We start from the raw sequence: 12,536 nt of genomic DNA on the forward strand, positions 1-12,536 counted from the left end.
AAAGAAGGGGTCCGGTCACCGAAAATCGGTGACCGGACCCCTCTTTTTGATTGAAATACTTTAGAACTGGCTAGTTATGTCCCAGCCTCGTCTGGCATGCATATGGTTCAATAGGCGAGCTTCCCGATCTTGACCGATGTATAGCGGTGCAGTTCACGCGGGTCATGTATCCCGGTCTTTTGCATCATGTCGCGCATGAGCAATGCGCAGACACGGGCATCTTCAGCCGCATCGTGATGGATGAACGGGACGTTCAAATATTCCGCCATCGTGTTCAGCTTGTGATTCGGCAGTCCAGGATACAGTTTTCTCGACAGCTTGACGGTACAGCCGTACTCGATCGTCGGAAACGTATATAAATCATATTTGGCGATCGCTTTCTTGAAAGCGCCCATATCAAATGAGGCATTGTGCGCCATGACGAGGTCGACATCCCGCAGCGTCGGATAGAGCTGTTCAAGCACCTCGGGTAAGACTGGGGCGTCCCAGACGTCGCTCGGCCGGATGCCGTGGACGCGGATATTGCCTGCGTCAAAGTCTTCTTCTGGATTGACGAGTAGTTGGTTCGTCTCGATGATTTCACCGTCGACGAGTAGGCTCCAGCCGACAGAGCAGATGCTGCGACTATCGCGGTTGGCCGTCTCGACGTCGATGGCAAGAATTGAATATGACATAATTGGTCCCTTTCTCATAAAACAAGTATAAAAAAAGTCTAACATATCGTTAGACTAAAAAGCGATTATGCGGCCACGAGGTTGCGACACGCCTCGGCACAGCGGAGACACGCTTCGGAACAACGTTGGCAATGGTCATGCAAATGGCGGCCACATTCGACGGCGCACGTGTCGCACACCTGGGCGCAGAGTGCAGCAATCGGTTTGGTGAAAGCCGAATCGGTCTCGAGCGCGTTCAAGGCGAGCGCACACACTTCCGAACATTCTTTCGTCAGCCGGATACACTCGGCGACCATCAATAAATCCTCTTCTTGTAAACATTTTGAGAAACAGTGATTGCTTGCCCGCATACAGTCGATGACGGCTAAAATGGTCTCTTCGACAGAGGCACGATCCATAGTAAGTCCCCCTTAGAATAATGATGTCTTACAATCATTACCCGCTACCAGGTGACTTAAACCGGGCGGAGACGCAAAAAAGTCACCCCTCAAATGAGTGGTGACTTCCATAATGGAGCATAGCGGGCTCGAACCGCTGACCTCCACGCTGCCAGCGTGGCGCTCTCCCAGCTGAGCTAATGCCCCGTTCGAAAATTATTATATCATCCTAGTAAAACATTTGGCAATGGGTATTTTTAAATTTTTTTGAACAAAGTTTAATCGGGCGTAAACGTGGGAAAATCATGGGTAATGTTATTCTACGAAAGCAGGTGTTATCTATGGAAATGATTTTACTCGCACTCTTACCTGCCTTGATGTGGGGGAGTATCCCACTTATCGTCTCGAAAGTCGGCGGCAAGCCGATTCAACAGTTAATCGGGACGACGATTGGGGCGATGGTGATGGCGGTCATCATCGCACTCGTCTTCAATCCGGAGTTCACGACGCTCGCAATCGTGACCGGCTTCATCTCTGGTGTGTTCTGGGCACTCGGGCAATATTTACAGTTCCAGTCGTTCCAAATTTTAAGTGTATCGAAAGCGATGCCGATCAGCACTGGGATGCAACTCGTCGGGACGTCGTTGTTCGGGGTCATCGTGCTCGGCGATTGGAAGACGACGACCGAGTTGTGGCTCGGCTTTTCTGCGCTCGTGTTGATTATCATCGGGGCGGCACTGACGTCATACCAACAACAAAAAGATGGCGATAGCAGCGGCGCCTTGAAGAAAGGTTTGCTCGTCCTGCTCGTGTCGAGTATCGGTTATGTGACGTATGCCGTCCTGACGAACTATTTCGAGGTCGACGGCATCACGGCCATCTTGCCGCAATCGGTCGGGATGTTCATCGCGGCGCTATTGTTCAGCCTGCGTGAGAAAGATGTGAAGAAGTTCGACCCGAAGACGTTCAAAAACATTTTGGCCGGTCTCGCTTGGGGGATCGGGAACTTCGGGCTGTTCGTGTCAAGCGGTGAGGTCGGCATCGCGACGTCGTTCGCCTTGTCCCAATTGAACGTCGTCGTGGCGACGCTCGGCGGGATTTATCTATTGAAAGAAGAGAAGACGACGAAAGAACGGGTCTTCGTCTTTATGGGAATCGGGCTCATCGTCGTGGCCGGATTCATGCTCGGGATTGCCAAGAGCTAAAAAGACGGGTCAGACGACCCGTCTTTTGTTTACCAGGCTTGCTCGATGAATGCGTCGCGCCCAGATTTCTTCCGGTCCTCTTTATAGTGGGCCGGATTTTTTTTATGGAAGTCTTGATGATATTCCTCGGCCGGATAGAACGTGTCGGCCGGTAGAATCTTCGTGACAATCGGCTGTTTGAAGCGTCCGCTCGCCGCGAGCGCGTCGCGACTCTGTTCTGCTTTCACGCGTTGGTCTTCCGTATGATAGAAGATGGCCGGCGCATATTGGCTACCGCGGTCTTGGAACTGGCCGCCGTCATCGGTCGGATCGGTCTGAATCCAATACAGTTCGAGCAGTCGCTCATAAGCGAATAGCGTCGGGTCGAACGTGATCTCGACGACCTCATAGTGTCCCGTCGTCCCTGTTTTCACTTGTTCATACGTCGGGTCATCGACGTGACCTCCCGTATAACCGGATACGATTGACTCGATGCCAGGTTGTTCCTCGAACGGCGTCACCATGCACCAAAAACAGCCGCCTGCGAATGTTGCTTTTTCCATTAGTAATTCCCCCTCGATCAATTTCCAAAAAAAAAGCGCTCATGTCATCGACATGAGCGCTCTGTCATATCGGCCAAGGCAAACTGCCTTGCTGGAAGTAGCACCTTGCCGAAGCAGGTTGCTGTGAAGTCATAGAGCCAGGTCTCTCGTTCACTCGAGATATCGATATGTAGTTGGTGAGAGCATCATACCATCAGATTTGAAGCGGCGTCAACGGTTTGGTTTGCGTCGAAGTTGGACCAAGGTGGTGCCGAGAATCAAGATGACGAGGACGATGGAGAGCGGTAGCGTATACGGAGCGTCCCCGGCATATAGCTGTAAGAAGAACAAGGCAAAGACGGACAATAAGACGAGTACGTACGAACGGTTCATAGTAACCTCCCTTTTCTTTCAGTGTACCAAGTTACATATTCGTTGGCGAACGAAAACAGGAAATCATGTGGCGATAGCGAATACCATCGAGTGACCAAAGGAGGAATCTATATGACTGAACCAAACACATGTTTCGAACTCGATATAGAGACCGCCCATCGCGGATATAAAGAAGGAACGTTCACGGCACGTGACGTGACGGCCTATTATTTGACTCGAATCGCCAAGTTGAACGATAAGCTGAGAGCGGTCATTCAAGTGAACCCGGACGCCTTGTTCGAGGCCGAGGCGGCCGACCGGGCGTTTCGACGAGGTGAGCGATTACCGTTGCTCGGCATCCCGGTGCTGATCAAAGACAATGTTGAGACGGCGGGATTGATGAAGACGACGGCCGGGGCCGTCGCCCTCGCGCATCACTTCGCCGGCCGGGACGCCCATCTCGTCCAAAGCTTGCGCGCGAGCGGGGCCATCATCCTCGGGAAAGCGAACTTGTCCGAATGGGCCAACTTTTTGACCGAGGGCATGCCGAACGGCTGGAGTGGGGTCGGTGGCCAGACGCTCAATCCATATGGGGACAAGCTCGATGTCGGAGGGTCGAGTTCAGGTTCGGCGTCAGCGGTCGCGGCCAACTTGACGTTGCTTGCCGTCGGCAGCGAGACGAGCGGCTCGATTATTCACCCGAGCGTCCATAACGGAATCGTTGGCATCAAACCGACCGTCGGGTTGATTAGCCGCAGCGGCATCATCCCGATCTCCCGGTCGCAAGACACGGCCGGCCCGATGGCACGGACACTCCGGGATGCGGTGCTCGCCCTTGAGGCGATGGTTGGGGAAGATCCAGCTGACCCAGCGACGACGCATCTTCCGGCCGGTCCGCCTTACCGGACTTGTCTTGATGAGCGGCAAGCAGTCGGGATGCGTGTCGGTGTCGTCAAGACCGATCTGTCGGAAGAAGAGCAGGTGCTCTACGACGAAGCGATCGCATTGCTGAAACAGAGCGGCATCGAGATCGTCACCGTCGAACTGCCGACGAAAGCAGGGCTCGACCAAGGGGATATCCTGTACCATGAGTTCAAGCTCGGAATCGAGGCGTATCTCGCCTCGACGACGCTCCCGTATGAGACGTTGTCGGATTTGATTAACTGGAACAACAGTCATCCGGAGACGATTCCGCATGGACAGAAGACGTTCGAGAAAGCGAACGAACAATCGGGCCGCTTGATTGAGGACGCCTATTTGACGCGCCGCCTCGACGACGTCTATCACGCCAAGACAGACGGCATCGACCGATTGTTGGCCGAGCAGGAACTTCATGCGCTCGTCTTGCCGCATGACCACAATTATGACATGGCGGCGAAAGCCGGCCATCCGACCGTCACGATCCCGTATCGCTTGAAGGCGAGCGGGGCCCCGTTCGGTCTATCGTTCACCGGGACGAGCTATGCCGAACGCGACTTGATTCGTCTCGCCTATGCGTTCGAGCGTCACGTGACACGTCCCGTCCCACCGTTATAAGAACGTTGCACAGGTCGTCCACGTCCGCTACAATGGTACGTATGCGGATTGAAGAAAGGACAGATAGCAATGAAACCATCTATATACGGGCTGACATTCGATCAGCTGACGGAAGCGTGCGTCTCTTGGGGATACAGCTCCTTCCACGCTAGACAAATCTGGGACTCGCTCTATATCGACCGAGTCAAGCACATCGAGGACATCTCGGTACGGGCCGAGGTACGTGAGGCGCTCGCCGCCGAATACGTCATCTCGACGCAAGACCTGTTCGTCAAACAAGAAGCGGGCGACGGGACGGTCAAATTTTTACTTAAATTGCATGACGGACACTATATCGAGACGGTGCTCATGCGTCACAAATACGGACGTTCGGTCTGTGTGACGACGCAAGTCGGCTGCAACATCGGCTGTAGCTTCTGTGCGAGCGGCCTCTTGAAGAAGACGCGTGATTTGACGGCCGGCGAAGTCGTCGAACAGATCATGACCGTGCAACATTATTTGGACGAGGTCGGAGAAGGTGCCCGCGTCAGCCATATCGTCGTCATGGGAATCGGGGAACCGTTCGATAACTTCGATAACTTGGTCGATTTCCTCCGTGTCGTCAAAGACGAGCGCGGACTCGCCATCGCACCGCGTAAAATCAACGTGTCGACGAGCGGTCTCGCCGACAAGATTTATAAGTTCGCGGACCTCGATCTTCGCATCAATTTGGCGCTGTCACTCCACGCCCCGAACGATGCGTTGCGGACGCAAATCATGAAAATCAACCGGGCGTTCCCGCTCGACAAGCTCATGCCGGCCATCCGGTATTACGTCGAGAAGACGAACAAACGCATCACGTTCGAATATATTCTCTTATCGAAAGTGAACGATTTGCCGGAGCACGCCGAGGAACTCGCCGACTTGATTGACGATATTAAAGACAAGTCATACGTCAACTTGATTCCGTACAATCCGGTCAACGAGCATATTCAGTATGAGCGGAGCACGTCTGAGGACATCATGGCGTTTTATGACGTCTTGAAGAAGCGGGGCATCAATACCGGTGTCCGTCTCGAGCACGGGACTGATATCGATGCGGCCTGTGGCCAGTTGCGCAGCAAGCATATGAATGTCGAAGGCGCAAAATGACAGAGACTCCTTGAATCTCCTGATTCAAGGAGTTTTTTTGTCTTCTGCCCTAGATGGATTGCCGGCCCGGTTCAGTATTTTTCGTCCGAGCGGTTGCTATTTTGGGAAATGTTGAATAGAGAGTGCCCCCTCAGGGAATAGTCACTTGAAATCAATGTAGAGAGTGGAGGCAATTCAATGGAGACAGTAAACGCTGCGTTATGGATTCGAGTTCGAAATACGCTTGGGGAAGGCCCGTGTTGGGATGCGGAACTGAAACGCTTCTATTGGGTCGATATCGAGGGACATACACTTTGGTGGTACGATGAGAAAGAAGATGAACTGTCGTCGTTCGATATGGGACAACAGATCGGGTTCGCGGTCCCGAAAGTGACGGACGGCGTCGTCGTCGGCTTGAAAGACGGGATTTATGAGTGGGACGAGACGTCAAAAGAGCTCGATAAAATCGTCGAACTCGACGACCCAGAAGGAAAGCTACGCTTCAATGACGGGAAAGCCGACCCGTACGGCCGCATCTTCGCCGGCACGCTCCATCTTGAAGACGAGGCGGAACAAGCGACGCTATACCGGTTGAATCGCGACGGCAAGACCGAGGTCATGTTGAGCGAATTGACATTATCGAACGGACTGACATGGTCACCTGACCATTCGACGTTCTATCATATCGATACACCGACCGAGACGGTCCGTAAGTACGCCTTTGACTTGAAGACGGGAACGCTCGGCGAAGGAGAGGCAATCATCGATTTTTCAGTCGAGGACGGATTCCCGGACGGCATGACGTCCGACGAGGAAGGGTTTTTATGGATTGCGCACTTTGCTGGCGGCCGCGTCTCGCGCTGGGACCCGAAGACGGGTGAAAAAGTGCTCGAGGTGCTCGTGCCGGCCCCGAACGTCACGTCGTGCTGTTTTGTCGGCGACGATTTGAACCAACTCGCCATCACGACGGCTCGTGAGGGGATGGATGACGAGGCGCTCGAAGCCCATCCGGACGCAGGGTCGGTCTTCAAAATCGAGACAGACGTGAAAGGAATGCCGCTCTATCGGTTTGGACGATAAGGAGGTAAGGAGATGGTGAAGCGATTGCTCGTTCGTGCAGGCATCGGTTTGGCACTCGCGGCCGTGGCCAGGGTCGGAATCCAAAAACTACTGGATGCGAAACGGGAAGACAACCACACGTATTTGAATCCGCGCTGGGATGAGGCCCCGAGTGTCGATGCCGATAAGGATGAGGATGAGGTCGGTTTGACACAGCTCGATTCGATATATCGGGCCGAATGGCAGGCGAACGCGTACCCCCGCTCCGAGGCGGAACGCAAGGCGTTAGAAGAATAGGGGAAGTAAGCACGTCCGGAAACGGGCGTGTTTTTTTCTTGACAAGAAAGACGCGACCCGTCATCATCTAAAAAGTAATGATTACGATTTAGGAGTGGGGATATATGAAACGAATTCCAATCACGGTGCTGTCCGGTTATTTAGGGAGCGGCAAGACGACGTTGATGAATCATCTGTTGAACAATCGGTCAGGCAAGAAATATGCGGTCATCGTCAACGACATGAGCGAGTTGAATATCGACGAACGATTGATCGAGCAGAATGGCTTCTCGCGGACGGACGAAAAATTGGTCGAGCTATCGAACGGCTGCATCTGTTGCACGCTGCGTGAAGATCTGCTCGAAGCGGTGCAGGAGATCACGAACGACCGTGAGCTCGACGGGATCATCATCGAGTCATCCGGCATCTCAGAACCGATTCCGGTCGCCCAAACGTTTACATACGCAGATGACGCCCTCGGTATCGATTTGACGAGCCGCGTCTATATCGATGCGATGGTGACCGTCGTCGATGCGTATCGGTTTTTGAAAGACTTCAACTCGGGCGAGTCGCTCCATGAGCGCAAGCAGGCCATCGATGAGACGGACGTCCGCGAAGTCGTCGACCTGCTCGTCGACCAAATCGAGTTCGCGGACATCATCGTCTTGAACAAGGCGGACCGCGTGACCGAGACGGAACTCGACGAGATGGCCGGGCTGTTAAAGGCGCTCAACCCAACCGCCAAACTGTTGACGTCGGTCCACGCGAACGTGGAACTGACCGAGCTGTTGGACGTCAATCTGTTCGATTTCGAGCAGGCGATGCACGCCGCCGGCTGGATTCAAGAACTAGAGGCCGAGACACACACACCAGAGACGGAGGAATACGGAATCAGCTCGTTCGTCTATCGCCGCCGTCGTCCGTTTCATCCGGAGCGGCTCCACGCCTGGATTGAGGCGTTCCCGGATCAAGTCGTTCGTGCCAAAGGTTTCTTATGGATCGCCTCCCGGAACGACATCGCTTGCCTATTCTCGCAAGCGGGGTACGCATCGACGCTCGAACACGCGGGACGTTGGCTCGCGACGTTGCCGGAGGAGGAACGCCATCTCATGTTCGCGGCAGAACCTGAGCTCGCCGCCGACTTCGTCGAGCCGTACGGGGACCGTCAGACGGAGCTCGTCTTGATCGGGCAGCAGATGGAGCGTTCGGTCATCGAGGCCGGACTCGACGCGTGTCTATTGACGGATGAGGAGATGGCGCTCGATTGGACGACATTGCAGGACACGCTTCCGGGGAACGGTATCGTGACTTTCACATAAACCGTTTACAAATTCGGAGCGGTCGTCTATACTTCTCGTTGCATAGATAACCGCATACATTGGACTACACTAGGGGTGCTTCGGCTGAGATGTGAGCATGGCTCCAATCCCTTATGACTCGATCCGGGTAATACCGGCGTGAGGAAGTGTGGCACTTTTTCTAATGGATTTTTACATTGAACGAGTGGCCGCATTCTCATGGATGCGGCTTTTTTGTGTACATACAATAAGGGGGAATAGAACATGAACAACCAATGTGGTACGAGTCCGATTGTCGGATTCCGCTTTACGCTGAGCCCAATGACATCTGATTTTGTGAGTATCATCAAAGGGGCATTGAAAGAGACGAACTTGCAAAACGTTTGGCGGCATACCGATGACGTCTCGACTGTCATCCGGGGACGCAGTGAGCATGTGTTCGACGTGGCCAAAGCCGTCTTGTCACATGCAACGAAGACCGGGGAACATGTGTCGATGAGCGGGACGTTCTCGGTCGGGTGCCCAGGCGACACGGCAGGAGACAATCTGCTCGACGTGACGACTGATCCTGTGAACGGTACGGTATCGACCCAGTACGTCTCTTCCCAGTTCGCCCTCTATCCGCTCGGGGACGCGAAGTATATGGACATCATCTACGAAGAAATTGCGTTTGCGAAAGAGCGTGGCGTCTTCAATGACTCGATGCATTACGCCTCGGGCATTCACGGCGACATCGAACCGGTGTTTTCATTTTACGAGGCGACGTTCGACCGGGTCCGTGCGAAGACGAGCCACGTCGTCATGACGGTGACGTTCAGCGTGAACAGCCCGTCACACGAGGGACGTAACGATGCTTAAGTCGTGGAAGTTAAAAGAAATCGTCTTGTTGGCCATTTTATCGGTCGTGTTCGCTGTCGTCTATTTGGCGTTCGTACATGTCGGGAATCTATGGGCTGGCTTGATTGGACCGATCGCGTACGAATGGATTTTTGGGATTTGGTTCATCGTCTCGATTATTGCGGCTTATATCATCCGCCGACCTGGCGCCGCATTCTTGTCCGAAGTGCTTGCGGCGACGATTGAGATGATGATTGGTAACGCGATTGGACCTCGTATTATTTTAGTCGGGATCATTCAAGGACTTGGTGCTGAAGCGGCGTTTGCGGTCACGAGCTACAAGCGATATGACCTTTGGGTGCTCATGCTGGCCGGATTTGGTGCAGCTGCGACTAGTTTTGCGTATACGTACGTCATGGGTGGACTTGCTGCCCTCAGTCCGACATACGTGGCGACGATGTTCGCGTTACGAGCGACGAGCGGGATGATCATTGCCGGTCTGGGAGGTAAGATTTTAAGCGACTTGTTGCTTCGGACGGGTGCGCTCGAAGGGTATGCCATCGCGCGTCAGGGACGTGTGCATGGTTGATGCAGAACAGCTGTCATTCCGCTATCCGGAAAAACAGAGCAAAGTATTGACGGACATCACGCTTCAATTAACGGCTGGGAGGACTCTCATTACAGGGGCGAGCGGGTCGGGGAAATCGACATTGTTCTCTTTGTTGAATCGTCTGTATCCAGAGAACTGCGATGGAATCGTGACGGGCAAACTATATTTGTTTGACCGCTCTTATGATACGTATGCAGCTGGTGAGGTGAATCGTCGTGTCGGAACGGTGTTTCAAGATCCTGACAGTCAGTTCGTCATGCAGACGGTCGAGGAGGAATTGATTTTCACACTCGAAAATTTTGCCGTGGCGAGGGACGAGATGATGACGCGTGTGGCCAATATTTTAGCGGAATTGCAGTTGACCGATTATCGTGACCGAGTCATTCATGACCTTTCAGGTGGAGAAAAGCAACAAATCGCTGTCGCCTGCGCCTTGATCGGGAAGCCAGAATGGCTACTGCTCGATGAGCCGCTCGCGCACCTTGATCCCGAGACATCAACCCGTTTCGTTCAGTGGCTCGACAACGTCGCACAGACGGTAAACGTTGTCATCATCGAACATCGACCCTTCCTATGGGGCGGGTTCTTCGACAGAGAAGTGGAACTCGTGAACGGACGCATCAACTATGATGGACCGTTCGTTGCCCGCCCGGATTATACGTTCTCTCCGGTCGAGGTGACAAAAGGAGATGATTTTTTATTTCACGTACCGCAATTAAACAAAAAAACATTCAATTTAGCAGCGAGCAAGCTGACCGTCGCCGAGGGTGATCTCATTGCCGTACTCGGTCGAAACGGCAGTGGCAAATCGACTTGGCTCAAGAGCCTTGCCCGCGAACATCAAGAAGTCGGACTCGTCCCACAATCTCCGGCTCATCTGTTTATCACGAGTGATGTGTCATGTGAGCTCGCATATGGCCATAATCGTCCGATTGGGGACATCATGAACCGGCTCGGACTTGGACCGTTTCGTAACGACCACCCACTCTCGCTTAGTCACGGGCAAAAACGAAGGCTCGCCATCGGCGTGATGATGCTCTCGAATAAACGGCTCATCGCGTTCGATGAACCGACTGCTGGACAAGATGAGGTATCGCTTCGTGCGCTTTATGAATTGATGGTTGAACGAATCCGCGCCGGCCAGACGGTTCTGTTTGTGACACACGACCTTAGTTTCGCCCGAATCGCGAACACCTATTACTTGATGCATGAAGGTTACTTGAGTGGGCCATATGATGCATCGCTCTGGAATGAGACAGAGCTACTACAAGCTCACGGTTTATTGCTGGAGGAATCGTGATGACGTTTCAAGAGATGAATCCGACGATTAAATTTATGACCGTGACGTGTCTCATGTTCGGTCTTGCCTTTATGTACAATCCATGGACGCCGCTTGCGGTATTCATCGGAACGCTTATACTTCAACTTCTTTTTTCTAACGTGAACTGGAAGCGGTGGGGGCTATTCATGATTCCGTTTTTATTCACCGCGCTCGGGACATTGTGGACGACGCTCGTCTTTGGAAAAGAGACGGGCGGGGAGGTCATGTTCACGCTGTTCGGCAACGACGTCACCGTCGAAAATGTGATACTAGCAGCGACGCTCTCCTTACGGGTATTAGCATTCACCGCGTTGTCACTCCTGTTCACATTGACGACGGACCCCAAACGGTTCGTCTACAGCTTGATGCAACAAGGGAAGTTGTCGCCTAAAATCGCTTACAGTGTCTTCGTCGGCTTTCGTTTCTTTCCGATTTTGAAGCATGAACTGATGCAGCTGTATGAAACGCATGCTTTGCGAGGCGTTCGTTTAGAGACGCGACTCGAACGCATTCGGCACGTTCCGAATTTAATCATCCCGCTTCTGGCCGGATCAATCCGACAAGCGGAACGCATCGCGTTCTCGATGGAGGCACGCGGGTTCACGGGGGAGCCTCGAGCTACCTATGAACTGGTTCCCGTCACGCGGAGTGACTTTCTGATGGCGTCGCTCTTACTTCTATTGTTCGGAGTGAGCGTATGGATTGGCATATAAACGAAACAAGACGACTCACTCGGAGTCGTCTTGTTTCGTTTCTTTCACGATTCTAAACTTCGGTTTGACCGATTCGTTATTGAACGCCTCGAGCACAGTGTTCTCGTTGGCCATACGAATCTGTTGCGGCTCGCCTTTGGACGTCGTACCGATACAGAACATATGAGCCTCGTGGTCGGCGAACAGCGTCTTATACGGAGTCGCATGGTGCATCAAGCGCCCTGGAGAGCCCCAGCCGACGATTGCCATCCCGCCGGTCGCCTCGACCTCGTCGAGCGTTTCCTCCACGTAATGAAAGTTGACCTCGTCAAGCTGTGACTCGACGTAAGGCAGATTGTCATTGATGGCGAGTGTCGGGACGAGACTGATGACGCGCATCTCACGGATCGGTTGATCGAGATGGTTACGCATGAGCATATACGCCCTCTGTGTGGTCGTGCCAGACAAGAAGGCATCGCTCATCCGGGGTGAGTAGATGATGACGGCACAGATGACGCCGTCGACGACATCTGTGAATTCGTACGTTCGCATATATCGTTTCGTCTTGTCCTCATTGAAGACCGACTTGACGCGAATCGTCACTTCCTCGATATGGGTGTTCATAATGTTTCCTCACTTTTGCTCAAA

At 53.3% G+C, this 12,536-nt stretch carries 15 protein-coding genes, 1 tRNA gene and 2 riboswitches; of the genes, 10 read left to right on the plus strand and 6 right to left on the minus strand.

Going from position 1 to position 12,536, the window contains the following annotated elements; genetic code table 11:
- Positions 1–107 precede the first annotated feature (107 nt).
- The 3 genes from KNP95_RS13595 to KNP95_RS13605 form a co-directional block, all read right to left on the minus strand.
- Positions 108–674, minus strand: a complete 567-nt coding sequence (locus KNP95_RS13595; protein ID WP_214837803.1) for a 3'-5' exonuclease — start codon at positions 672–674, stop codon at positions 108–110.
- A gap of 65 nt (positions 675–739) precedes the next feature.
- The gene (locus KNP95_RS13600) at positions 740–1,072 is read right to left on the minus strand and encodes a four-helix bundle copper-binding protein (RefSeq protein WP_021067537.1); all 333 of its coding nucleotides are present in this window, start codon (positions 1,070–1,072) and stop codon (positions 740–742) included.
- A 113-nt stretch (positions 1,073–1,185) separates the two neighbouring features.
- A tRNA-Ala gene (locus KNP95_RS13605) sits at positions 1,186–1,258 on the minus strand.
- A gap of 134 nt (positions 1,259–1,392) precedes the next feature.
- Here KNP95_RS13605 and KNP95_RS13610 point away from each other — a divergent pair.
- Positions 1,393–2,256, plus strand: coding sequence for a GRP family sugar transporter (locus KNP95_RS13610; RefSeq protein ID WP_021067536.1), 864 nt, complete (start codon positions 1,393–1,395; stop codon positions 2,254–2,256).
- Positions 2,257–2,285: 29 nt separating this feature from the next.
- Here KNP95_RS13610 and msrA read toward each other — a convergent pair whose 3' ends face one another.
- Positions 2,286–2,798 (minus strand): peptide-methionine (S)-S-oxide reductase MsrA, encoded by a 513-nt coding sequence (gene msrA, locus KNP95_RS13615; RefSeq protein WP_021067535.1) that lies wholly within the window; start codon positions 2,796–2,798, stop codon positions 2,286–2,288.
- Positions 2,799–2,862: 64 nt separating this feature from the next.
- Positions 2,863–2,964, minus strand: a riboswitch (SAM riboswitch).
- 44 nt (positions 2,965–3,008) lie between these two features.
- Positions 3,009–3,170 (minus strand): hypothetical protein, encoded by a 162-nt coding sequence (locus KNP95_RS13620; RefSeq protein ID WP_214837806.1) that lies wholly within the window; start codon positions 3,168–3,170, stop codon positions 3,009–3,011.
- Positions 3,171–3,281: 111 nt separating this feature from the next.
- Here KNP95_RS13620 and KNP95_RS13625 point away from each other — a divergent pair, with 111 nt between their 5' ends.
- From KNP95_RS13625 to KNP95_RS13665, 9 genes are all read left to right on the plus strand, one after another.
- Positions 3,282–4,685 carry an amidase family protein gene (locus KNP95_RS13625; RefSeq protein WP_214837809.1) on the plus strand — a complete coding sequence of 468 codons (1,404 nt, stop codon included), beginning with the start codon at positions 3,282–3,284 and terminating at the stop codon, positions 4,683–4,685.
- Positions 4,686–4,754: 69 nt separating this feature from the next.
- Complete coding sequence (gene rlmN / locus KNP95_RS13630) at positions 4,755–5,816, plus strand: dual-specificity RNA methyltransferase RlmN (protein ID WP_058763765.1); 1,062 nt, start codon at positions 4,755–4,757, stop codon at positions 5,814–5,816.
- Between the two features lie 177 nt (positions 5,817–5,993).
- Positions 5,994–6,875, plus strand: coding sequence for an SMP-30/gluconolactonase/LRE family protein (locus KNP95_RS13635; RefSeq protein WP_214837812.1), 882 nt, complete (start codon positions 5,994–5,996; stop codon positions 6,873–6,875).
- A gap of 12 nt (positions 6,876–6,887) precedes the next feature.
- On the plus strand, positions 6,888–7,151 hold the full coding sequence (locus KNP95_RS13640) for a hypothetical protein (protein WP_214837815.1): 264 nt from the start codon (positions 6,888–6,890) through the stop codon (positions 7,149–7,151).
- 104 nt (positions 7,152–7,255) lie between these two features.
- The gene (locus KNP95_RS13645; protein WP_214837816.1) at positions 7,256–8,449 is read left to right on the plus strand and encodes a GTP-binding protein; all 1,194 of its coding nucleotides are present in this window, start codon (positions 7,256–7,258) and stop codon (positions 8,447–8,449) included.
- Positions 8,450–8,510: 61 nt separating this feature from the next.
- Positions 8,511–8,611: riboswitch (TPP riboswitch) on the plus strand.
- A gap of 81 nt (positions 8,612–8,692) precedes the next feature.
- Positions 8,693–9,286 (plus strand): Ykof family thiamine-binding protein, encoded by a 594-nt coding sequence (locus KNP95_RS13650; RefSeq protein WP_214837820.1) that lies wholly within the window; start codon positions 8,693–8,695, stop codon positions 9,284–9,286.
- A complete protein-coding gene (locus KNP95_RS13655; protein ID WP_114166245.1) occupies positions 9,279–9,854 on the plus strand; it encodes an ECF transporter S component in 576 nt (191 codons plus the stop codon). The genes KNP95_RS13650 and KNP95_RS13655 overlap by 8 nt, the downstream gene beginning before the upstream one ends.
- Entirely contained in the window at positions 9,847–11,175 is a 1,329-nt protein-coding gene (locus KNP95_RS13660) for an ABC transporter ATP-binding protein (protein WP_214837823.1), read from the plus strand. The genes KNP95_RS13655 and KNP95_RS13660 overlap by 8 nt, the downstream gene beginning before the upstream one ends.
- Complete coding sequence (locus KNP95_RS13665; RefSeq protein ID WP_251138566.1) at positions 11,175–11,909, plus strand: energy-coupling factor transporter transmembrane component T family protein; 735 nt, start codon at positions 11,175–11,177, stop codon at positions 11,907–11,909. Before KNP95_RS13660 ends, KNP95_RS13665 begins: the two co-directional genes overlap by 1 nt.
- A gap of 15 nt (positions 11,910–11,924) precedes the next feature.
- Here KNP95_RS13665 and KNP95_RS13670 read toward each other — a convergent pair whose 3' ends face one another.
- Entirely contained in the window at positions 11,925–12,512 is a 588-nt protein-coding gene (locus KNP95_RS13670; RefSeq protein ID WP_214837826.1) for a hypothetical protein, read from the minus strand.
- Positions 12,513–12,536: the final 24 nt, after the last annotated feature.

Origin of the sequence: Exiguobacterium sp. s36 (assembly GCF_018618345.1) — a bacterium.
In the GTDB taxonomy this organism is placed as follows: domain Bacteria; phylum Bacillota; class Bacilli; order Exiguobacteriales; family Exiguobacteriaceae; genus Exiguobacterium; species Exiguobacterium chiriqhucha.